The following is a 22314-nucleotide window of genomic DNA, read 5'->3' as shown; positions in this document are numbered from 1 at the left end:
CGACGGCCTCGACGCCCTGACTGCACAGATGCATCAGGACGAGATCGCCGCCCGGCAAGCCCTTGGCATGAACCCCATGCTTGCCTCAGAAAACCACGGTTGACAGCGATGACCCAGGATTACAAGAACACGATCAACCTGCCGCAGACGGCCTTCCCGATGCGCGGCGACCTGCCCAAGCGCGAGCCGGGCTGGCTGGCCAACTGGGAGCGCGTGAACCGCTACGCGCAGATCCAGGAAAAGGCTGCCGACCGCGACAAGGTGTTCGTGCTGCACGATGGCCCGCCCTATGCGAACGGTGCGATTCACCTTGGGCACGCGGTGAACAAGGTGCTCAAGGACGTCGTCGTCAAGTCGAAGCTGATGGCGGGCTACCGCGCGCCCTATGTGCCCGGCTGGGACTGCCACGGCCTGCCCATCGAAATCGCCATCGAGAAGAAGTTCGGCAAGGCGGGCGACAAGCTCGACGCCGCCGCCTTCCGCCAGAAGTGCCGCGAATACGCCATGGCGCAGATCGATCTGCAGCGCGTGGACTTCAAGCGCCTCGGTGTCCTGGGCGACTGGGAAAAGCCGTATCGCACGCTGGATTTCACCTACGAAGCCGACATGATCCGCGCCCTCGCGCGCATCGTGGAGAACGGCCACGTCGTGCGCGGGGCGAAGCCGGTCTATTGGTGCTTCGACTGCGGTTCGGCACTGGCCGAGGCGGAAATCGAATACGCCGACAAGACCTCGCCGGCCGTGGATGTCGCCTACGACGCCGTGGACCCCGTGTCCTTCGGCGCGCTGTTCGGCATCGCCGCCGATGACGCCATGATCGCCGTGCCGATCTGGACGACGACGCCGTGGACGCTGCCGGCCAGCCAGGCCGTGTCGCTCGGTGGCGAGATCGAATACTCGCTGGTCGAAGGTCCTTCGCGTAACGGCAAGCCGCTGCTGCTCGTCATCGCCTCGGCGCTGGCGGAGAAAGCGCTGGCGCGCTACGGCGTGGATACCGTGAACGTGCTCGGTCGCGTGCAGGGTGCGGTGCTGGAGAACCAGCCGCTGCGTCACCCGTTCTACGACAAGCACGTGCCGGTCATCCTCGGCGAGCATGTGTCCGACGAAGACGGTACCGGCGCGGTGCACACCTCGCCCGACCACGGTGCGGAAGACTTCGTGGTCAGCCAGCACTACGGCATCGGTACGCTCAACTACGTGGACGGCCGTGGCGTGTATCGCAGCGACCTTCCGCTCGCGGGCGACGTGTCGTTCGCCGGCATGCATATCTGGAAGGCCAACGACGCGATCGTCGACCTGCTGCGCGCTCGCGGCGTACTGCTCGCCTTCGCCAAGCTTACGCACAGCTACCCGCATTGCTGGCGCCACAAGACGCCGGTGATCTTCCGTGCCACGCCGCAGTGGTTCATCGGCATGGAGCAGGCCGGCCTGCGCCGCACCGCGCTCTCATCGATCAAGTCGGTCCGTTGGATTCCGGGTTGGGGTGAAGAACGCATTGCCGGCATGGTCGACGGCCGTCCCGACTGGTGCATTTCGCGCCAGCGCACCTGGGGTGTGCCCATCGCGCTGTTCGTCGACAAGAATACGCACGAGCCGCATCCGGACAGCGTGCAGCTGTTGGAGAAGGTGGCGCAGCGTGTGGCCCGTGAAGGCATCGACAGCTGGTTCTCGCTGGATGCGCGCGAGTTGCTGGGCGACGACGCGGACAAGTACGAAAAGGTCACCGACGTTCTCGATGTCTGGTTCGATTCCGGCGTGAGCCACTTCGCCGTGATCGGTGCGCGCCCGGAGTTACAGGCCGGCGACGCCAGCGAATACAAGGTGATGTACCTGGAAGGTTCCGATCAGCATCGCGGCTGGTTCCAGTCCTCGTTGCTCACGTCGGCGGCGATCAACGGTCGTGCGCCTTACGACCACGTGCTCACCCACGGCTTCACCGTGGACGCACAGGGCCGCAAGATGTCCAAGTCCATGGGCAACGGCATCGAGCCGCAGGACATCATGAAGACCCTCGGTGCGGACATCCTGCGCCTGTGGATCTGCTCGACCGATTACCGCAACGAAATGTCGCTGTCGGACGAGATCCTCAAGCGCGTGGCCGATACGTATCGCCGCGTGCGTAACACCGCGCGTTTCCTGCTCGGCAACCTCGACGGCTTCGATCCGGACAAGCACCTGCTGCCCACCGCCGGCTGCCTCGATCTGGATCGCTGGGCCGTGCAGCAGGCGGCCGATACGCAGGCCGCGATCGTTGCCGCGTACGAGCGCTACGACTTCCCGGAGATCGTCCAGCGCGTGCAGAACTTCTGCACGAACGAACTCGGTGCGTTGTACCTCGATATCACCAAGGACCGCCTGTACACGATGCCGACCGACAGTCGCGGTCGTCGCAGTGCGCAGAGCGCGATGTACCGCATTCTCGAAGCGATGGTGCGTTGGCTCGCACCGATCGTTACATTCACCGCGGAAGAAATCTGGGCGAGCATGCCGGGTTCGCGCAGTGAGTCCGTGCTGTTCGAGACCTGGTACGACGGTCTCGACGTGCGTGAGGACGGTGACGCGCGCGGCGGGTGGTCGACCCTGCTCGGTATCCGTGCATCGGCCTCGCAGGTGCTGGAACGCATGCGCAAGGACGGTCAGATCGGTGCTTCGCTCGACGCCACGCTGACGATCCACGCCGACACCGCCACCCAGGCGGCGCTGGCCGAATCCGCCAGCGAGCTCCGTTTCTTCTTCATCACCTCGGAAGTCACGCTGTCGCCGCTGGAAGGTCGCCCGACCGCGGCCGAGCGCGTGGAACTCGATGGTGCCGAGGTTTATGTCTCGGCGGCGGTGAGCGAGGCCGCGAAGTGCATTCGCTGCTGGCAGCATCGCCCGGATGTCGGCGTGGATCCGGCGCATCCCGAGATCTGCGGGCGCTGCGTCGAGAACGTGACGGGGCAGGGCGAAGATCGCCGCTGGTTCTGAGGTACCGGTCCCGACCCGAACCTCCGCGCCGTCAACCGGCGGCGCGGCCGCTCCGCTTCCCATGGCTTGCCTGAATGATCGTACGTCCCAAACCCAATGCGCTTTCCTGGCTCTGGCTCGCCGCCGCCATGATCGGCCTCGACCAGCTCACCAAGTGGTGGGCGCTGACGGCGCTGCAGCCGGCGGAGACCCCGCACCCGGTCATTCCGGGCATTCTCAACTGGACGCTCACCTTCAATACGGGCGCCGCGTTCAGTTTTCTCGCCGATAGCGCGGGCTGGCAGCGATGGTTCTTCGTGCTGCTGGCCGTGGTGATCAGCACGACGCTGAGCGTATGGCTGTCGCGGACGCCGCGCGCCGACTGGCGCACCGCGGCGCCCCTGGCCCTGATCGTGGGTGGGGCCCTGGGCAATGTCATCGACCGGTTGCATGCGGCGAAGGTGACTGACTTCATCCAGGTTTTCCTGGGGAGCTATCCGTTTCCGGTGTTTAACGTGGCGGACTCGGCAATCAGCGTGGGGGCTGTTTCGATGATCGTGTTCAGCCTGTTCAGTGGATCGCAGAAGCCGGCTTCTTCCTGATCGTTTTTGGTTGCTGGCCGCGCTGGCGCGCGGTTCGCCGATGAATCGGCTCCCACATCGCCGATGAATCGGCTCCCACAGGGGGTGTGGGCTTTTTGTGGGAGCCGCTTCAGCGGCGATAGGCCTGGCGAAAGCGCCCACCCGGCAGCCATGCGATAATCCACACGTCCCGGCGCCCCCAGGCGCCACCGCTCATTCGAGGTCCCCCCTTGGACATCCTGCTCGCCAATCCCCGCGGTTTCTGCGCCGGCGTCGATCGCGCGATTGCGATCGTGGAACGTGCGCTCGAGTCCTACGGCGCGCCGATCTACGTTCGCCATGAAGTCGTCCACAACCGTTTCGTCGTCGAACGCCTGCGTGCCGATGGCGCCGTGTTCGTCGAGGAGCTGGACGAAGTGCCGGATGGCTCCACGGTGATCTTCAGTGCCCACGGCGTGCCCAAGGCCGTACGCGAGGAAGCCGACCGTCGTCGCCTCAACGTGTTCGACGCGACATGCCCGCTGGTGACCAAGGTGCACATGGAAGTCGCGCGCCTCGGCCGTGCCGGCCATGACGTTGTCCTGATCGGCCATGCCGGCCACCCGGAAGTCGAAGGCACGATGGGGCAGTGGAATCCCGCCAATAGCGGCAACATCTATCTGGTCGAATCGGTCGAGGATGTCGCCGTGCTGGCGCCCTCGCAGCCGCAGAAGCTGGCCTTCGTCACCCAGACCACGCTGTCGGTCGACGACACCATCGCCATCATCGGCGCACTTCGCGCGAAGTTCGCGGCCATCGAAGGTCCGCGCAAGGACGATATCTGCTACGCCACGCAGAATCGCCAGGATGCGGTGCGTCGCCTGGCGGACGCCGTCGATCTCGTGCTGGTGGTCGGCTCGGTGAACAGCTCGAACTCGAACCGCCTGAAGGAACTGGCTGAAAAGCAGGGCGTTACCTCGTTCCTGATCGACGGCGCGGAGCACATAGAGCGCAGCTGGCTGGAAGGCAAGACGCGGATCGGCGTGACCGCGGGCGCCTCGGCGCCGGAAAAGCTGGTGCAGGAAGTCATCGCGCGCCTGCAGTCATGGGGCGCCGGCAGCGTCCGCGAGCTCGATGGCGAAGCCGAGAACATCACCTTCGCCCTGCCCAAAGAGCTTCGTCTGGCCGGTTAAGGCTTGCGCCGCGCACCAAGCTTCCCTAAAATCCTCGTTCTCGCCGAAATAGCTCAGTTGGTAGAGCGCGTCATTCGTAATGATGAGGTCGTAGGTTCGATTCCTATTTTCGGCACCACCATTCTTCCCGGACTGCCGTCGAGCGGTCCCGGAGGCACAAAAAAACCCGCCGGTGCGGGTTTTTTTGTGCCTGCCATTCGGTGTGAATCACGCGGCGAGTCGCGCATCCTCGGCGAGATAGCGCAGACCGATGGATAGCGCCATGTTGTAGCCCGCACCGGCGTTGCCCGGTACCACCACGCTGACCAGTGACGGATGGCCCGGCACGAGCCCCGACGCATCCGCTTCGTCGCTGCCGTCGTGGATTTCGATATAGGGCACGCTGAGGTGGGCGAGGGCGTCACGCAGGGGCGCAATGTCTTCCGGTGGGACGTCGTTGGCGTCCACATCGAGCAGGACCAGTTCGGCGTGGTCGCCGCTGGAACGGTCGAGGTATCCGGTCAGCTCGACGAAGTCGTGGCAGGGCCGCCAGAGCAGGTCGACGCCGGCGGCTTGCGCGCGTTCCCACAGTCGCCACATCGCGTCGTCCGCCAGGGTGGCGTGAACCGCGTCATGACGCGGGCCCGTGATCACGACGATCGACATCGTTCGCTGCTCCAGTAAGTCGGGAGTGCAGTATCGAATCACCATGCGTAAAAAGGCTGCGCCGTTGGGGCGCTTTTCGGGTAACGCGTGCGTAAAGAAATGGTACCGTCCGCTCAAATCATCAGGGAAAGGCATCGTGGACGGAACACAGGACATCGCTATCGTCACCGCGCGGCTGCGACTGGATCGACTGGTGGCGGCCGACGCGCCGGCACTCTTCGCTTACCGCGGTGACGACGCCGTCGCACGCTACCAGGGCTGGAAGCCCGTCGATCTCGCGGCGGCCCAGGCCTTCATCGCGGACCAGGCATCACTGGCTTTCGGAACAGCGGACAGCTGGTGCCAGCTGGCGGTTCGCGACAAGACCACCGGCGAGCTTCTCGGCGATTTCGGCGTGCACTTCCCGGTCAGTACGGATGATCCGATCGAGTTCGGGCTTTCCCTGCGGCCAGAGCGGCAAGGCAAGGGCTTCGCTCGCGAAGCGATGGCCGCCGTACTCGATCTGGCCTTCGGTGACTGGGGCTACCGGCGTGCGGTGGGTTCGGTGGATCCGCGCAACGTGGCCAGCCTGGCCCTCCTTCGGTCACTGGGCTTTCGCCAGGAAGCCCATCATGTCGAGAGCTATTTCTTTCGTGGCGAATGGGTCGACGACGTGATCTTCGCCATGCTGGCGCGCGAGTGGCCGACTAGCCGCTGAGTCGCCGGCCGGCCGGGCGACGCCCGGCGCATACACCATCTTCATGGGCCGGGTGCCACATAGGGCGGAGACTGGCGCGGAAACCCCCATGAGCGAGCGGTACGTGCGCATCTACGTGGCCCAGCCGCCTGACGTCGGGGCGGAGTGGGTAGTGCGCGTCGACTCGGACGAACCTGCGCGTTTCCGGCACGAGAAAGACGCCTTGACCTATGCGCTCCGGCAGGCGCGGGCACGCACCGGGCAGGGTGTGTCAGTGGAACTAAGGGTAGAGGACGACCATGGCCACTGGCGGTCCATGGCGCTTTGACCGAAGGGAAAGGACATGCAGACACCAGTTCAGCACTACAGGGGCTATGACATCCTCTGCAGCGCGAGCGGTTACACGCTATTGCGCAACGATGTCGAGGTATTGAGCGTGGGCTCCCACGATGCGGGCAACCCACTGCAGGATTGCGCTCATCTGGATCACCTGCTCGAGCAGGCCAGGCAAAGCGTGGACCGCCTCCTCGACCACGCCTGAGTCGTGGGGTCAGGCGGCAGCGAGGCGGGCGAGTGCGGCAGCGCTGGGCGGCGCCAGATGGCCGAGGGCCGCGGCAGGCAGGAAACGCCAGTCGGACAGGCGGCGCGGCAGCCGGGAGGCGGCATAGACGTCGCGCAGGCCGGCGACGGCCTCTTCCGGGGCATCGAAACGGCCCACTTCGTTTTCACCGCAAAGCGCGCGCCAACGATGGCCGTGACGAACGATGCGGAACAGACCTTCGGTCGAGGTAAATACATATTGCGCGAGCACGGAACACTCCTTCGTGACCGGGAGCATTGTGACCGCGAGGTCGTGACCGCTTTGTTATCCCAAGGCTACGGTGAGGTGTCGGTGATCGCCGCGTCGTTGCGCAAGCTATTACAGTGCGGCCGCGGTCACGTTGTGCATCAGCGCCTCGACTTCCACGCAGTTACTCGCGCCGAGTTCGATCAGGTTGTCGTTGTTGTTGCGCAGCTTCTGGATGAGGTCATGAGCGTCCTGCTGGCCCGCCAGGTACTCGGCATTGCCCGTACCCCCGGGGGAGAGCTTGTTGACGCCAGCCCGGAAGGTGTCGATCGTCGACCCGGGCATGCCGCAGACGAACTGCCCGATAACCTCGGCATGGCCTGCTTCACCCAGGGTCATGTTCGGAAGGGTCTCCGCGGCGGAGGCGGCCGCAGCGGGAGCGACGAGGCAGGTTGCAAGCAAAAGTGCGCGAACGAAACGCATGGATTTTCCCCTTGGAGAAGCTGGCGGCGGCTGAAGCATGCGACCGCGCCGTGCGGTGCGCAAGCCCGGCCCCAGGGTAAATGTGCGCTGTCGCACAGACCGTCCCGCTCGTCGGATTTCGCCTACCGTTCGTCGTCGATAGCCTTGTTTGACGCCCCCGCCTTGCTAGCCTGAAGGTAGGGAAAAGTAAGGGGACGCCTTCGTGGCCAAGTTTCAATTCCGTCGCGCCGCACGCGGCGTGTCGCTGATCGAGGTTCTGATGGCCGTGCTGATCTTCAGTATCGGGCTCATCGGCCTGGCCGGACTGCTGGTGGTGTCGACCCGGTCCAACCAGGCGGCCTTCGTCCGCACCAACGTGACCTTCCTGGCCAACAGTATGGCTGACCGGATGCGCGCCAACCCGTACGGCCTGTGGGAGGGTGACTACACGGACACCTTCCCGCTAACGGGCGGCACCCTTCCCAAGTGCGATGCGACGAATGCCTGCGTCCCGAAGGATGTCGCCCTGCGCGACAAGATCCTCTGGGGTACCCAGCTCCAGACGTTCCTGCCGGGCCTGGGTAAGACGACCATCGCCTGTACGCCGGCGAGCGGCATGTCCTATGACCCAACCGGACAGATCGGACTGCGGCCGCCCTATGGTGGCACCTGCACCATGATCATCACCTGGGCCGAGCGCGGCACCAGCGGTGGAACCGACGACAACACGGACAGCGCCAACCTGCAGTCCTTCACCTGGGTGTTCGAGCCATGATCACGCGTCCCCTTTTCCGCCGGGCCGAGCGCGGCGTCACCCTCGTCGAGCTGATGGTCGCGATGCTCCTGGGCATCCTGGTGTCAGGCGGCATCATCACCATCTTCCTGTCGACCTCGAACAGCAACCGCGTGCAGACGCAGCTGGCGCGCATGCAGGAAGACGGTCGCTTCGCCATCGGTCGGCTCAACGACGACCTGGCCATGGCGGGCGGCACGTATTGCAACAACACGGGCGGCATCGCGACGGTATCCTCATCGAACGTCTCCCTCGACGGCCTGCGTTCGCCGAAGGTCTACGCTAAGAATCTGCTGTCGCTCCCCGCCGTGTTTGAGAACACCACGCAATGGGGTGCGACGTCGGGGAAGAACACCTATCCCGCCGCGCCGACGGCCGCCTATTCCATGCCGTCCTTCCTGTACATGCGTGGCTACAACTGCACGGGTACGTCCGCCTGCACGCCCATCCCGGTGGCCTTCCTCGGGGGCAATCTGGACACGGCCGGTACGGCCGTGGGCAATCGTGTCATCGGCACCGACGTACTCACGGTGCGCTATCTGAATTCGTCGCGCGGCTGGCGCCTCGGTGCGACCAGTAAAGCCGTCGGAAACGCAGACGGTACGTTGAAGGAAATCGATCTGGTACAGGGTACCGGCGAGCCTCCGTTGTCGGACTTCAAGGGCACGGTGGCGCTCATGGCCGACTGCTCGAGCTCCCAGATCTTCGCGGTCACAGGCGCCAGCGGCGGCACCGCCACGCCGGATCCTGGCAATAACTTCTCCGCACCGCTCGCCCTGCAGCCGCAGTCGGCGCCGCGAGTCTACGACTTCGTCAACGACATGCAGAACGTCACCTATTACGTGCAGGTCGTCACCGACGACGGCACGGCGACCGGTGTGAAAACGGGCGCGCTGATGCGTCGGGTGAACGGCACAACTGTCACGGTGCCCGATCAGGAGCTGATCCGCGGCGTGGAGCGACTGACCTTCCGCTACGGCGTGGAAGACACGAGTGGCGGCGTACGTTTCCTCACGGCCGACCAGGTCGATTCGCGCAACGACGGCGCGATTACCTGCCCGCCGACGGTCGCCAACAGCACGCTTACCACCACCGATCCGGGTTGCCTGTGGCGTGCCGTGAAGAGCATCGAAGTATCCATCCTGCTGTCCAGCCAGGTAACGATGCCGAACCTCACGCTTCCCGAAACGGCCTTCTTGTACACGCCAGATACCACCACGGGTACGCCCGCACCGGTTTACCCGACCGAAGCGAGCACCGCCAAACTGGCGATCCAGCCCTCGGCCCAGGGTTTCGACAACAACCGCCTTCGTCGCCAGCTCACCTCACTGGTGATGGTGCGTAACTACAACCCTTGATGCCATGCGTTACGGAGACACCATGAAACGTTCCCGCTTCCAGCACCTGCAGCGCGCCCCCCGGGCGCAGCGCGGCGCGGTGCTCATCGTCGCGCTTATCTTCCTGTTGCTGATCACTATCCTCGCCATGTCGTCGTCCGGCACGTCGCTGATGCAGTTGCGCCTGGTGGGTGGCCTGCGCAGTTCGCAGATGGCGGACTTCGGTGCGGAATCCGCCGTGCGCGGTGCCGAGTGGCGTTTGTGGACGGCGAGCATCAATACCCCGCTGGCTTGTACGTCGAACGGCCCTACCTGTTACATCTACGACGCCGCCACGCCGAATACCGTGGTGGATACGTTCCGCAATTCACCGGGCTGGGTGCCCGATGGAGGCACGACGTATTCAGCCGGAACGATGACGACGGCGAGCAGCGACAAGACCTTTAAGCTCACCCAGGACCCGGTGTACATGATCGAAGACCTCGGCATCGAAACGCCGCCGGGTATCGGTTCGCAGCACGAGTCCGGGCAGACGGCTCCCGGCACCGGCAACACCAGCGTCGACAGCCATATCTATCGCATTACCGCCCGCTCGACCGGCGCGAACGACAACACCGTTCGCGTGCTCGAGACGACGTTCGCGGCCAAGGCCAACTGAGAGACTCCGTCATGAGCGCATCCCATCGCCTGCTAACGCTCGCTACTGCCATGGTCCTCACCGGATTGGGCGGATTCTCGGGCCAGGCCGCCGCCACGGCGACCAACCTCAGTACCACGCCGCCCGACCTGACCACGTCGGTGGCGCCGAACATCGCCGTGACCTTCGATGACTCCGGCTCCATGCAGAGTTATTACATGGGTGACAACCGGCCTTTCGACCAGAAGGGATGGGATTTCACGGCGCCCTGGGCATGCGCGGGCGTCATCGATCCGCGCATCACGGACACCACGAACAATGCATCGAAGGCGATGAACGGTGTGTACTACAACCCGAACATCGTCTATACGACTGCGGTGAATGCCGACGGCACGCCGTTTCCCCAGGCAGGCCATCAAACGCCGACGAGCGCCCTGGACATGGGCTACGTGTGGATGAACGGCATCGACATCAATCGCCCCAATAATGCCGTCGGGCCGGGAACGCCAGCGGTTCTAAGCAACCGAAACAGCAATGCGGACTATAAAGACTCGCGAGTCAGCATTCTTAATGGCACCACGAGCACGGACAAGAACGGCAAAGTCACGAATATGCGCTGGGCTTGCACGAGCACCCAGTCCAACCCGTTCACAGGCAACCTGACCGACCCGGCTTCCGGAACGAAACCGAATGGCGGGCCTTACTACTACCGTCTAAAGTCGGGTGTGAACATCACAAACAGTGACGGGTCGGTCAATACCACCACGCTCTATACGGCGACCAACTGGGAGGCGGTGTCGGTTCCAGCTTCTCAGTACCAGAACTTCGCTAACTGGTTCTCGTATTACCGCACCCGTAACATGATGACGCGCACGGCGTTGTCGCAGGCCTTTTCGAAGATCGGTAACTCGGTCCGCATCGCCTGGCAGAACATGGCCAACGCGACGGGCACAGGCACGGACTACGACGTACAGTTCGGCAGCACGGCCGTACTGCAGGACATCGGCGACCTCAATTCCACCGTGCGCGCCAACTTCTACAAGTGGCTTCTCCAGGTGGTCGGCGGCAATAGCACGCCCTCACGCGGCGCGACGATCCGTGCCAGCGAGATCTTCCGCCAGCCACTCTCGAAGGCGGCGGATGACCCCAYGGTTAAGGCGAAAGATCCCTACTGGAACGGCCTGACCACGTCCGATTCCGCCGATCTGGTCTGCCGCAAGAACTTCCACATGCTGGTGACGGACGGTTACTGGAACGATGATGTCAAGAATGGCGTCGTCCAGGACCCGGCACTTCCGAAGACAGGGGCGAATACTGCGGCGGCCATGAGTGCCACCACGAATATTTCCCAGGTCGCGCAGACTCTGCCGGACGGGCGGAGCTATTCGCCGACGGCCAGCTTCTCGAAGATCTACGGCAACGTCGCCGGCACCGTCTACGCATCGTCGATGGCCAACATCGCCTGGTACTACTGGGCCACCGACCTCCAGCCCGGCCTGAACAATGGCGTGAAGCCGTACTGGAAGGACGTGTCCGCTACCACGACGGTTGACCTGACCAATCCTGGCGCGAACGATACGGTCTACTGGAATCCGGTGAACGATCCCGCCACGTGGCAGCACGTGTCGCAGTTCTTCGTCACGCTCGGCGTGGCCGGCACCCTGCAGTATCCGGGTGACTACCCGGCTCTGATGGCGGGGACGAAGCAGTGGCCGCGTCCGGTCAACAACGCGCCCGAAGGTGTCGACGATACGTGGCATGCCGCCGTCAACAGTCGCGGCGGTTTCTTCAACGCCTCGGATCCGGCCACCCTGGTCAGCAGCCTGGTCAACATCATCAACTCGGTGATCGCCGCCTCGTCGAGCGCGGTCTCCCCGGCCCTGAGTAGTGGCGTTCTTGGCCCGAATGCGATGACCTACGTGCCCAACTTCTCGTCCGTCGACTGGACAGGTACGTTGACGGCTTCTCCGATCACCGCAACCGGTGGTCTCGGCACGGCCGATTGGGAAGCCGCGGGTTTGCTTTCCAAGCGCACCGACCGGGTCATCGTGACCAGTGCAGGTCCGGGTGAAGGTAACGGTGTGGAGTTCCTCTACAGCAACCTGACGACCAGCCAGAAGCAGATCATGGATTCGAGCGATGGCAGTGGCGGCACGACGCCAACCGACGGGAAAGGTACCAATCGCGTCGACTGGCTCCGCGGCTCCACGACGGACGAAGGTGCCCTCCTGCGCACGCGCAGCAAGTTGCTCGGCGCCGTCGTCAATGYCCAGCCGGTGTATGTCGCTTATCCGTCCAGCGGCTATCGCGACTTCTTTCCGCCCAATGGCACGACCACCGCGCCAGAAACCCTGGCCTACAGCGGCACAACGCCGGACCCTTCCAAGAGTTATTCGGCATTCGTGGCCGCCAATCTGAATCGAATGCCCACGCTCTATGTGGCGGCGAACGACGGCATGCTCCACGCCTTCGACGCCCAGGCCAAGGCAAACTCCTCGACGGCCGGCCGGGAACTCTGGTCGTACGTCCCGGACGCGGTGTATCGCAAGCTCTGGTTCTTCTCGCAGAAGGACAATTTCCAGTACCGTCCGACGGTGGACTCCACGCCGATTTATCGTGATGTGTATTTCAGCGCTAACAGCTCCAAGTCATCCGTTGGCTGGCACACCATTTTGGTCGGCGGCCTGCGTTATGGCGGCCGTGGCATCTATGCGCTCGACATCACCAAGTCGGGTGTGACCGACGCGGCGACCGCATCCAAGAAGGTGCTCTGGGAGTTCAACGCCAATTCCATCGACAGTTCCAATAACAAGGTCGGTGCCAATCTGGGCTACACCTTCGGACAGCCGAATATCGGACGCCTGGCCAATGGCAAGTGGGTCGTGCTGGTACCGGCGGGCTACTTCCCGACCGACAGCCTCGATCCCGAATACGGCGCGGCGGCGGCAGCCAGCACCAACAGCTCGCTGTTCATCCTGGATGCGCAGACCGGCGCGGTGATCAAGGAGCTCAAGACGCCGACAAGCTATGGCGGCGTGACCATCGCGAGCTATGGCCTTTCCTCGCCGGTGCTCGGCGACTACGACAACGACCAGATCGACGACGTCGCCTTCGCTGGCGATCTGGTCGGTAATCTGTGGCGCTTCAACCTGAAGGACCTGAACACGGTCGATCTCCTGTTCAGCCCGAAAACGCCCACGGCGCAGCCGATCACGGTGATGCCGCGCCTGTTCCCGGACCCGACGTCGCAGAACTTCATCGTCGTGTTCGGCACGGGCAAGTTCATCGGCGACGACGATCGCACGACGACGGGTGCAATAACTCAATCCGTTTACGGCATCCGCGATCTCGGGCAAACCAACAAGACGGGCCTGCCGTGGACAGTCGACAAACTCGTCGTGCAGACACTCAACCAGACCACGAGCGGCATACGAGGCCTTACGACCAACCCGGCCCCGACGACCGCCAAACCGGGCGGTTGGTACTTCGACTTGGTGTCGCTCGGCGAGAAGGTGGTGGTTACGCCGACGGCGCTGTTCAATACCAACCGCGCGATCATCACGACGCTGATCCCGACCACGCCCGATCCGTGTAACCCGGGCCGTGCGGGTGCCATCATGGTGGTCGATTCGTCGACCGGTGGCGCCGGTGCGGGTGTGAGCGGTGGTGGCGCCTAMGGGTCAGGCTCGCCATATACCGTCGCTGGTTCACGCGTCGACAACCCTCCGGCATCCGGTGGCCTGCCGGCGGCAACGGGGCTCGGCGGTGGCAGTGTCATCGTGCCGGGTGTGACGGTGTCGGGCAGCGGCGGGTCCGCATTCTCGGTAGGTTCGCCGATCTGGCGCCGCCGTTCCTGGAGGACTCTCAATGATCAGTAACATTCGCCGGACGCGCGGCTTCACCATGCTCGAGCTGATGATCGTCGTGCTCGTCATGGGCATCCTCGCCACCATCGCGATCACTTCGTACGGTCGCTATGCCTACCGGGCTCGTCGCGCCGATGGCCAGGAGCTGCTCATGCGCGTGGCCAACGCGCAGGAGCGCTACTACGCCACGTTCAACAAGTATGGCGACGATCCGGTCACCGGTGACCTGAAGCTCGGCAGCGCGACCTCCGAGAAAGGCTATTACACCGTGACGATCACCAAGACGGACCTGACCAAGGACTACACGGCCACGGCCGTGCGCGTGGCGGGTAATTCACAGGCTAAGGACGTCTGCGGGGATCTCAGCATCAACTCGCAAGGCGTGAAGCTGCCGGCTGCCACCGACACAGCGAAGAACAGCAACGGGCGCTGCTGGTGATGGTCCGCACAGGGGGAACGGAGATGGGTAAGCGCGCGCGCATGGCGGGCTTGTCGATGGTCGAGCTGATGGTGACGGTTCTTGTCCTCGCCATGCTCATGGCTATCGCCGTCCCGAGTTTTCGTGCGGTGATGAACCGCGGCAACGTCGCCTCGGCGGTGAACTCGCTCAGCGCGGACATGCAGTTCGCCCGCGGGGCGGCGTCGAGCCAGCATCGTTTCGTGTCGATCTGCCGCAGCCTTACCGGCACGCAGTGCGACATTCCGACCGGTTCGACCCACGACTACGACGTGGGCTGGATCGTGTACTCGTATGACGTGAGTGCAGGGGGTGCCGACCAGAGCTACACGGCCGGCTCATCGAACATGACCATCCTGCGGTACACCCCGCAGCTTCGGGGCGTATCGGTCCGCGCGACGGATGCGAATGTCTTCACGTTCAACCAGACAGGCGAGTTCGTGGCATCCGCAGGTCGCACCGGGCTGAATTTCGTCGCGTGCCCGCGGAAGACGGTGAACGACACGTCCGACACGCTGGGCACGAATGAGGCCGGGATGCAGGGTTCCTTGCTGGTGCTCCGCCAGTCAGGATCGCTGACGGTCACGCCCCTGCCGCTGACCTCGTCATGCCTGCTCTGATCAGCAGGCATTGACGGGAGCGGCCTTCCACCTTAAAATTCCGCGCTCGATGGGCGGTTAGCTCAGCGGTAGAGCACTGCCTTCACACGGCAGGTGTCACAAGTTCGATCCTTGTACCGCCCACCAATGTTTGAACAAAGCCCGGCCTAAAGCCGGGTTTTCGTTTTTAAGGTCCAGGCAAGGTCCCACCAGTACAATGCGCCGGCTGACTCACCGGATACCGCCATGCACGAAGCCCTTGCGAACCTTCACCTGTTGGTCCTGACCCCGTGGAAGATCATCGGCCTGGTCGGCACGTTATTGTTCACGGCGCGCTGGTTCGTCCAGTTCTACGCCACGAAGAAGAACAAGAAGGTCACGGTGCCGATGTCGTTCTGGTACCTGTCGATCAGCGGCAGCGTGCTCACGCTGGCGTACTTCATCTGGGGCAAGAACGACTCGGTGGGCATCATCCAGACGGCCTTTCCGATGATCGTGTCGTTCTACAACGTCTTCGCCCACCTGAAGCATCGCAACGCCGAGGAAGAGATCAAGCCCGGCGGTCCCGAAGAGACGTGATCGACCCGGGACCTCGTCAGTCCGGGTCGTAGTCCAGATAGGGTGCCAGCCAGCGCTCGGCCTCGGTCCGGTCCCAGCCCTTGCGCTTGGCATAGTCCTCGACCTGTTCCCGGCCAAGACGGCCGACCACGAAGTACTGACTGTCCGGGTGCGAGAAGTACCAGCCCGATACTGCCGCCGTGGGATACATGGCGAAGCTGTCGGTCAGTTGCACCGTGGTGTGCGCCGTCGCATCCAGCAGTTCGAACAGCGTGCCTTTCTCGGTGTGCTCGGGACAGGCCGGGTAACCCGGGGCAGGACGAATGCCGCGATAGCCCTCGGCGATCAGCGTGTCGTTGTCGAGCGCTTCGTCCGGTTGATAGCCCCAGAACTCCTTGCGCACGCGTTCGTGCAGGCGCTCGGCGAAGGCTTCGGCGAGGCGGTCGGCGAGTGCCTTGAGCAGGATGGATGAGTAATCGTCGTGGCCGGCCTCGAAGCGGGCCACGTGCTCGTCGATGCCGATGCCGGCGGTGACGGCGAAGCCGCCGATCCAGTCCTGCACTCCACTGTCCTTCGGCGCGACGAAATCCGACAGACAGAAGTCCGGACGTTCCACAGGCTTGTCCACCTGCTGGCGCAGGTGTCGAAGCGTCGCCACGGGCTTGCGCTTCGTCGTTCCCGTCTCGGTGTAGACCTCGATATCGTCGCCGCTCTGCGCGGCCGGCCAGAAGCCGATCACGCCCTTCGCGGTCAGCCACTTCTCGGCAATGAGCTTGTCGAGCATGGCCTGGGCGTCGTTGTAGAGCTCGGTAGCCTGCGCGCCAACCACGTCATCAGTGAGGATGGCCGGAAACTTGCCCGCCAGCTCCCAGGCGTTGAAGAACGGCGACCAATCGATATAGGTGCGCAGTTCGGCGAGATCGTAGTCGTCGAACGCGGTGATGCCGGGCGTCTTCGGTGTCGGCGGTACATAGGCCTGCCAGTCGCCGACGAAGCGCTGAGCGCGGGCCTTGGCCAGCGTCACCAGCTGCTTGCCTGTGCCGCGGCCCTTATGGCGCTCGCGCACTTCGGCATAGTCGGCGCGGACCTTGATCATGAACTCCTCGACCAGATCCTTGCTGACCAGCGACTGCGCCACGCCGACGGCGCGCGAAGCGTCCTTCACCCACACGGTGGGCGACTTGTAGTGCGGCTCGATGCGCAGCGCGGTATGCGCGCGCGACGTCGTCGCACCGCCGATCATCAACGGCACGTGGAAGTTCTGGCGCTGCATCTCACGCGCCACCTGGCTCATCTCTTCTAGTGACGGCGTAATGAGACCGGAGAGGCCGATGATGTCGGCACCGACTTCGCGCGCGGTGTCGAGGATCTTCTGCGTCGGCACCATGACACCGAGGTCGAACACCTCGAAGTTGTTGCACTGGAGCACCACGCCGACGATGTTCTTGCCGATGTCGTGGACGTCACCCTTGACGGTAGCCAGCACGATCTTGCCGTTGTTCTTCGCGCTGTCACCGGAGATCCGCTTTTCTTCCTCGATGAAGGGAATCAGGTGAGCCACGGCTTTCTTCATGACGCGCGCGGACTTCACCACCTGCGGCAGGAACATCTTGCCGGCGCCGAAGAGGTCGCCGACGATGTTCATGCCGGACATCAACGGGCCTTCGATCACGTCGAGCGGACGCGTGGAGATCAGTCGCAGTTCTTCGGTATCTTCGACGACGAACTGGTCGATGCCGTGTACCAGCGCATGGCTCAGGCGATCGATCACCGGCTTTTCGCGCCAGGCCGCCGTCTCGACAGCGACCTCAGCCTTGCCGCCCTTGTACTTGTCGGCGATATCGAGGAGCCGCTCCGTGCCGTCGGCGCGGCGGTTGAGCACCACGTCCTCGACGCGCTCGCGCAGTTCCTCGGGAAGATCGTCGTAGATCGAGAGGCCACCGGCATTGACGATGCCCATGTCCATGCCCGCGGCGATCGCGTGGTAGAGGAACACGGAGTGGATCGCTTCGCGCACGGGATTGTTGCCGCGGAACGAGAACGAGACGTTGGAGACGCCGCCGGAAATATGCGACGACGGGAAACGCTTCTTGAGCTCGCGGGTGGCTTCGATGAAGTCCACGGCGTAGTTGTTGTGTTCCTCGATACCCGTCGCGATGGCGAAGATATTCGGGTCGAAGATGATGTCTTCGGGGGGGAAATCCGCCTCGTTGACCAGGAGCTCATAGGCGCGCGAGCAGATCTCGATCTTGCGCTCCTTCGTATCCGCCTGGCCCACTTCATCGAAGGCCATCACGACCACGGCGGCACCGTACTGGCGCACCTTGCGCGCGTGCTGCAGGAACAGGGCCTCGCCTTCCTTCATGGAAAWGGAGTTGACGATGCCCTTGCCCTGCATGCAACGCAGGCCGGCTTCGATCACGCTCCACTTGGAGGAGTCGACCATGATCGGCACGCGCGCGATGTCCGGCTCGGAGGAGATCAGGTTGACGAAGCGCGTCATCGCCGCTTCGGAATCGATCAGGCCCTCGTCCATGTTGATGTCAATGATCTGCGCGCCACTCTCTACCTGCTGGCGCGCGACATCCACCGCCTCTTCGTAGCGGCCTTCCTTGATGAGTTTGCGGAACTGCGCCGAACCGGTGACGTTGGTGCGCTCGCCGACGTTGATGAAATTGAGGTCGGGCGTGAGGATCAGCGGCTCGAGGCCGGACAGGCGGGTATGGCGAAGAGTAGTCATGCGGCTTGCGAGGCGTCCAGGCGTACGCGCGGCGGGTAGGGCGCCACGGCGGCGGCGATCGCCGCGATATGGGCAGGCGTGGTGCCACAACAACCGCCGACGATATTGAGCAGGCCTTCGGCGGCGAAGCTCTCGATGGTCGATGCCATGGCCTCCGGCGTCTCGTCGTACTCACCGAAGGCGTTCGGCAGTCCGGCGTTCGGATGCGTGCTGACCGCGCTGCCGGCGATGCGGGAGAGCATCTGCACGTGCGGGCGAAGGTCTTCCGCGCCGAGCGCGCAGTTGAGGCCTACCGACAACGGTCGGATGTGTTCCACCGAATAGAAGAAGGCTTCGGCGGTCTGGCCGGACAGGGTGCGTCCCGAGCGATCGGTGATCGTGCCGGAGATCATCACCGGCACACGTGCGCCGAGTTCGTCGAACAACTCGGTGAGTGCAAACAGCGCGGCCTTGGCATTGAGCGTATCGAAGATGGTCTCGACCATGATCGTGTCGGCGCCGCCTTCGATCAGCGCGCGCGCCGACTCGACATAGTTGGCGGTGAGCGCTTCGAAGCTGATGTTGCGGAAGCCCGGATCGTTCACGTCCGGCGAAATCGATGCGGTGCGGCTGGTGGGGCCGAGCACGCCGATGACGAAGCGCGGCCGGTCCGGCGTCAGCGCGGTCATGGCATCGCAGGCTTCGCGCGCGATGCGGGCGCCCTCGCGGTTGAGCTCAGGGACCAGGTGCTCGAGGTGGTAGTCGGCCTGGCTCACGCGCGTGGCGTTGAAGGTATTGGTTTCGACGAAGTCCGCGCCGGCTTCGAGATAGGCCATGTGCACGCCGCGGATGATCTCCGGCTGGGTCAGCAACAGGAGATCGTTGTTGCCTTTGAGGTCGCACTCGCCGGGGTGGTCGTGGCTGTGTTCGTGGCGGCTGTCGAGGCCACCGGAAAAGCGCTCGCCACGGTAGCCGGATTCATCCAGCTGGTGGCCTTGCAACATGGTGCCCATGCCGCCGTCCAGAATCATGATCCGTTCGGACAGAGCCTTCTCGATAAGGGCGACGCGGTCGGGGTGGAGCCAGGGTAGGGTGCTCATCGGCGGTCTCCGGTCAGGGCTTGCGTGCGAGCAGGCTGATCACTTCGAAATGCGGCGCGCGGCGCTCGCGGCTGAGGCGTTCGCAGCTGACCACGTCGAGGCCAGCCGCCGTCGCCATGGCGACCAGGCCCTCGCAGGTGAAGCCGAGGTTGCGATGGTCGAACGGCTCGATCACGGCGCGGTGCTCGTGCTCGCCCAGGGTCGACACGAGAAGTCGTCCGCCCGGCTTGAGGACGCGCGTCACCTCGGCAAAGACGGCCTCGGGCCGCTCCGCATAAGTAAGGGCGTGGAGCAGCAGGACAAGATCGAAACGATTGTCTTCCAGGTCGAGAGCGTGCATGTCGCCCGTACGCACGTCCACATTGGTGAAGCTGGCCAGGCGCAAGCGGGCGGCATCCACCACGCGCTCCGAACTGTCGACGCAGACGATGGAATGGGCGTGCGGCGCGAGCAGCTCCGCGGTGACGCCATCGCCGGAAGCGATGTCCAGTACGTCGCCGGTGGCGAGCAGCTGGAGCAGGGAGCGGGCGAGGGTTTCCCAGGTGCGGCCGGGTGAGTAGTGGCGCTCCATGTCGCCCGCGACGGTATCGGCCCAGCCTTCGGTGCGCGCCCGCTGGGCGAGGACGGCTGGAAGGCGCTCTGCATCCTCGCGGAGCAGGGCGTCGCTCAGGGTGTCGCGCAGGGAGGCGACGAGGGCGGCCAGGGTAGGATCGGCCTCCGCGTTGGCCCGATAATAGGCGGACACGCCGGCCCGGCGGTCGCGTACCAGCTCGGCTTCCTTGAGCTTGGCCAGGTGGGTGGACACGCGTGGCTGGGCCAGGTGCAGCACGGAGGCCAGTTCGGCCACAGTCAACTCCTCGCGATCCAGCAGGGCGAGCAAGCGGACCCGCGTGGGGTCGGCCAGCAGGCGAAGCACGGTGGAGGCCGTCGACAAATCCATGCCGAATCCTTTTATCGCGATAGAGAGATACATAAGGATGGGGCCGCGCCGCGCCAGCGTCAAGGCCGATGTTGCAGTGCATGGAGGCAATGGCTCGAACGGCCGTTAGAATGGGCGGCTTGTCTCTACCCCAAGACTTGCCGACCGTCAGGGCCGGCCCGAGGAATGCTCATGGATTTCCGTTTTACCGACGACCAACTGTCGATCCAGTCCATCGCGCGCGACTTCGCCCAGAAGCGCATCGTCCCTGTCGCCGCCGAACACGACGCGAAGGGTGAATTCCCGCTGGAGAACATCCAGGAAATGGGTCAGCTGGGCCTGATGGGCATCGAAGTGCCTGAAGAGTACGGCGGCGCAGGCATGGATCCGGTGGCCTACGTGCTGGCCATGGTCGAGATCGCCGCGGCCGATGCCGCCACCTCGACCATCATGTCGGTGAACAACTCGTTGTTCTGCAACGGCATCCTGAAGAACGGCACCGAAGAGCAGAAGCAGAAGTACGTGCGCGCCATCGCTTCGGGCGAAGCCATCGGCGCCTACGCGCTCACCGAGCCGCAATCGGGCTCCGATGCGTCGAACATGCACACCCGCGCCGTGAAAAACGCCGAGGGTGACTGGGTGATCAACGGCAAGAAGAGCTGGATCACCTCCGGCCCGGTGGCCCGCTACATCGTCCTGTTCGCCGTGACGACGCCGGGGATGGGTGCCCGTGGGGTGTCGGCCTTCATCATCGACACCAAGCGCCCGGGCTTCATGGCCGGCAAGACCGAGCCGAAGCTCGGCATCCGCGCCTCGGCCACCTGCGAAATCGAGTTCCACGACTACGTGTGCCCGGCCGACGACATGCTCGGCGCCGAAGGCAAGGGTTTCGGTATCGCCATGGGCGTGCTCGACGCCGGCCGTATCGGTATTGCCTCGCAGGCCATCGGTATCGCCCGCGCCGCGTACGAAGCCACCCTGGTCTGGTCGCGCGATCGCAAGGCCTTCGGCCACCCGATCGGTACGTTCCAGATGACCCAGTCGAAGATCGCCGACATGAAGTGCAAGCTGGATTCGGCGCTCTTGCTGACCCTGCGTGCGGCATGGACCAAGGCTCAGGTCGAGAAGACCGGCGGGCGTTTCGGCACCGAGGCTTCGATGGCCAAGCTGGTCGCGTCGGAAGCCGCCATGTGGATTACCCATCAGGCCGTGCAGATTCACGGCGGCATGGGTTACTCGAAGGAAATGCCGCTGGAGCGTTACTTCCGCGATGCGAAGATCACGGAGATCTACGAGGGTACGAGCGAGATCCAGCGTCTGGTGATTGCGCGTGCGGAGACGGGGTTGCGCTGAGGCGCGTCTAGCTACCTCTGGCTAAGCACACGAAAACCCCGGTATCGCCGGGGTTTTTTTATGGATTAGGCGGCAGCGACTGAGAGTTTGCGGGCTTCCGGCATGAGCGCTTCGAGACTGGGACCGTTGCCGGTTATCAGCGCGACGGCGTACGGCGCCATCTCCGGCATGTCGCTTAAGTCGAGAAAGTTATCCTCCATGGCGGCGACTCTTGCGATCATTTCTGGTAGCAAGCGTTCAATGCTGTCGAAGGGACCGCCGGCAAGCTCGCGCTCTCGGGCTTCAGCCATGAGGCGTCCTAGCAAGTTGCCAGGCCCTGTGCTGAGCCAAAGGGCGTCCGGAGGGGTTTCAGGGCTGTCGCTGAAATCGATGGGACGGCCTACAAGCGCATTGAGTTCCGCGATTTGCTCGGCTGTAGGCTGAGCATCAGGATCCAGCGTGAAAGTGACGATTTTTCCAGTATCCAAGTGATTCATTGCGGGTTGCCTCTCGGGCTGAGATAAGACGAATGGTCCGGCCGCGCCATGTGTACACGATGAAGAGCAATCTGTCGGCGGCGAGGGCGACAATACGAGACCGTTCTTCGTCGCCGCCGTCGCGACGTGGGATCTGGCGGTAGTAAGGATCGGAGAAGGCGAGGCAGGCGTTGTCAAAGGAGACGCCGTGTTTCGATATGTTCGAGCGGGCTTTCGCGGCATGCCATTCGA

General features: G+C 63.9%; 22 protein-coding genes and 2 tRNA genes. 16 read left to right on the top strand and 8 right to left on the bottom strand.

Features of this window, described 5'->3' with window-relative positions; all coding sequences use genetic code 11:
• Positions 1-108: 108 nt before the first annotated feature.
• The 4 genes from ileS to AC1DSN_RS05940 all read left to right on the top strand — a co-directional run bounded on the left by ileS (position 109) and on the right by AC1DSN_RS05940 (position 4817).
• Positions 109-2967: an isoleucine--tRNA ligase gene (gene ileS, locus AC1DSN_RS05955; protein WP_477329931.1), complete on the top strand. Its 2859-nt coding sequence runs from the start codon at positions 109-111 to the stop codon at positions 2965-2967.
• 74 nt (positions 2968-3041) lie between these two features.
• Complete coding sequence (lspA, locus tag AC1DSN_RS05950) at positions 3042-3548, top strand: signal peptidase II (protein ID WP_213948799.1); 507 nt, start codon at positions 3042-3044, stop codon at positions 3546-3548.
• A 209-nt stretch (positions 3549-3757) separates the two neighbouring features.
• On the top strand, positions 3758-4699 hold the full coding sequence (gene ispH, locus AC1DSN_RS05945; protein ID WP_477297662.1) for a 4-hydroxy-3-methylbut-2-enyl diphosphate reductase: 942 nt from the start codon (positions 3758-3760) through the stop codon (positions 4697-4699).
• Between the two features lie 42 nt (positions 4700-4741).
• Positions 4742-4817: transfer RNA gene (locus tag AC1DSN_RS05940), tRNA-Thr, on the top strand.
• A gap of 89 nt (positions 4818-4906) precedes the next feature.
• Here the strand turns inward: AC1DSN_RS05940 and AC1DSN_RS05935 are convergent.
• Positions 4907-5344, bottom strand: a complete 438-nt coding sequence (locus AC1DSN_RS05935; RefSeq protein ID WP_063573485.1) for a hypothetical protein — start codon at positions 5342-5344, stop codon at positions 4907-4909.
• 136 nt (positions 5345-5480) lie between these two features.
• On the opposite strand from AC1DSN_RS05935, the gene AC1DSN_RS05930 reads away from it, so the two are divergent.
• The 3 genes from AC1DSN_RS05930 to AC1DSN_RS05920 all read left to right on the top strand — a co-directional run bounded on the left by AC1DSN_RS05930 (position 5481) and on the right by AC1DSN_RS05920 (position 6561).
• On the top strand, positions 5481-6041 hold the full coding sequence (locus AC1DSN_RS05930; protein ID WP_477299178.1) for a GNAT family N-acetyltransferase: 561 nt from the start codon (positions 5481-5483) through the stop codon (positions 6039-6041).
• Positions 6042-6129: 88 nt separating this feature from the next.
• Positions 6130-6348 (top strand): hypothetical protein, encoded by a 219-nt coding sequence (locus AC1DSN_RS05925; RefSeq protein ID WP_477299179.1) that lies wholly within the window; start codon positions 6130-6132, stop codon positions 6346-6348.
• Between the two features lie 15 nt (positions 6349-6363).
• Entirely contained in the window at positions 6364-6561 is a 198-nt protein-coding gene (locus tag AC1DSN_RS05920; protein ID WP_063573963.1) for a hypothetical protein, read from the top strand.
• A 9-nt stretch (positions 6562-6570) separates the two neighbouring features.
• Here AC1DSN_RS05920 and AC1DSN_RS05915 read toward each other — a convergent pair whose 3' ends face one another.
• Together AC1DSN_RS05915 and AC1DSN_RS05910 are read right to left on the bottom strand one after the other, a co-directional pair.
• Entirely contained in the window at positions 6571-6831 is a 261-nt protein-coding gene (locus AC1DSN_RS05915) for a hypothetical protein (RefSeq protein WP_063573962.1), read from the bottom strand.
• A gap of 108 nt (positions 6832-6939) precedes the next feature.
• Positions 6940-7290 carry a hypothetical protein gene (locus tag AC1DSN_RS05910; protein WP_477329930.1) on the bottom strand — a complete coding sequence of 117 codons (351 nt, stop codon included), beginning with the start codon at positions 7288-7290 and terminating at the stop codon, positions 6940-6942.
• Between the two features lie 202 nt (positions 7291-7492).
• Between AC1DSN_RS05910 and pilV the strand changes: the two genes are divergently transcribed.
• From pilV to AC1DSN_RS05870, 8 genes are all read left to right on the top strand, one after another.
• Positions 7493-8044, top strand: coding sequence for a type IV pilus modification protein PilV (pilV, locus tag AC1DSN_RS05905; protein WP_477329928.1), 552 nt, complete (start codon positions 7493-7495; stop codon positions 8042-8044).
• The gene (locus AC1DSN_RS05900; protein ID WP_477297497.1) at positions 8041-9420 is read left to right on the top strand and encodes a PilW family protein; all 1380 of its coding nucleotides are present in this window, start codon (positions 8041-8043) and stop codon (positions 9418-9420) included. The genes pilV and AC1DSN_RS05900 overlap by 4 nt, the downstream gene beginning before the upstream one ends.
• A gap of 22 nt (positions 9421-9442) precedes the next feature.
• Positions 9443-10057, top strand: coding sequence for a pilus assembly PilX family protein (locus tag AC1DSN_RS05895; RefSeq protein ID WP_477297495.1), 615 nt, complete (start codon positions 9443-9445; stop codon positions 10055-10057).
• An 11-nt stretch (positions 10058-10068) separates the two neighbouring features.
• Complete coding sequence (locus AC1DSN_RS05890) at positions 10069-13914, top strand: pilus assembly protein (RefSeq protein ID WP_477329926.1); 3846 nt, start codon at positions 10069-10071, stop codon at positions 13912-13914.
• Entirely contained in the window at positions 13904-14341 is a 438-nt protein-coding gene (locus AC1DSN_RS05885) for a type IV pilin protein (protein ID WP_477297817.1), read from the top strand. The genes AC1DSN_RS05890 and AC1DSN_RS05885 overlap by 11 nt, the downstream gene beginning before the upstream one ends.
• Before the next feature lie 23 nt (positions 14342-14364).
• Positions 14365-14979, top strand: coding sequence for a GspH/FimT family pseudopilin (locus AC1DSN_RS05880; protein WP_477329924.1), 615 nt, complete (start codon positions 14365-14367; stop codon positions 14977-14979).
• 51 nt (positions 14980-15030) lie between these two features.
• A tRNA-Val gene (locus AC1DSN_RS05875) sits at positions 15031-15105 on the top strand.
• Between the two features lie 99 nt (positions 15106-15204).
• A complete protein-coding gene (locus tag AC1DSN_RS05870) occupies positions 15205-15537 on the top strand; it encodes a lipid-A-disaccharide synthase N-terminal domain-containing protein (RefSeq protein ID WP_477297980.1) in 333 nt (110 codons plus the stop codon).
• 16 nt (positions 15538-15553) lie between these two features.
• On the opposite strand, the gene metH is transcribed toward AC1DSN_RS05870, so the two are convergent.
• The 3 genes from metH to AC1DSN_RS05855 are packed head-to-tail and all read right to left on the bottom strand — an operon-like array spanning position 15554 to position 20275.
• The gene (metH, locus tag AC1DSN_RS05865; RefSeq protein ID WP_477329922.1) at positions 15554-18256 is read right to left on the bottom strand and encodes a methionine synthase; all 2703 of its coding nucleotides are present in this window, start codon (positions 18254-18256) and stop codon (positions 15554-15556) included.
• Positions 18253-19335 (bottom strand): homocysteine S-methyltransferase family protein, encoded by a 1083-nt coding sequence (locus AC1DSN_RS05860; protein WP_477329920.1) that lies wholly within the window; start codon positions 19333-19335, stop codon positions 18253-18255. The genes metH and AC1DSN_RS05860 overlap by 4 nt, the downstream gene beginning before the upstream one ends.
• A gap of 13 nt (positions 19336-19348) precedes the next feature.
• Positions 19349-20275 (bottom strand): ArsR/SmtB family transcription factor, encoded by a 927-nt coding sequence (locus AC1DSN_RS05855; RefSeq protein WP_477295602.1) that lies wholly within the window; start codon positions 20273-20275, stop codon positions 19349-19351.
• A gap of 165 nt (positions 20276-20440) precedes the next feature.
• Between AC1DSN_RS05855 and AC1DSN_RS05850 the strand changes: the two genes are divergently transcribed.
• Entirely contained in the window at positions 20441-21607 is a 1167-nt protein-coding gene (locus AC1DSN_RS05850; protein ID WP_331709626.1) for an acyl-CoA dehydrogenase family protein, read from the top strand.
• Between the two features lie 65 nt (positions 21608-21672).
• Here the strand turns inward: AC1DSN_RS05850 and AC1DSN_RS05845 are convergent, their stop codons facing one another.
• Positions 21673-22083, bottom strand: a complete 411-nt coding sequence (locus tag AC1DSN_RS05845) for a hypothetical protein (protein ID WP_477295600.1) — start codon at positions 22081-22083, stop codon at positions 21673-21675.
• Positions 22034-22314: BrnT family toxin (locus AC1DSN_RS05840; protein ID WP_477329918.1), on the bottom strand; the 281-nt coding region annotated here is incomplete at its 5' end. The genes AC1DSN_RS05845 and AC1DSN_RS05840, both read right to left, overlap by 50 nt.

Source organism: Luteibacter sp. P4_D7_3 (genome assembly GCF_056401735.1).
This window is presented reverse-complemented; position numbering and strand designations above follow the sequence as displayed.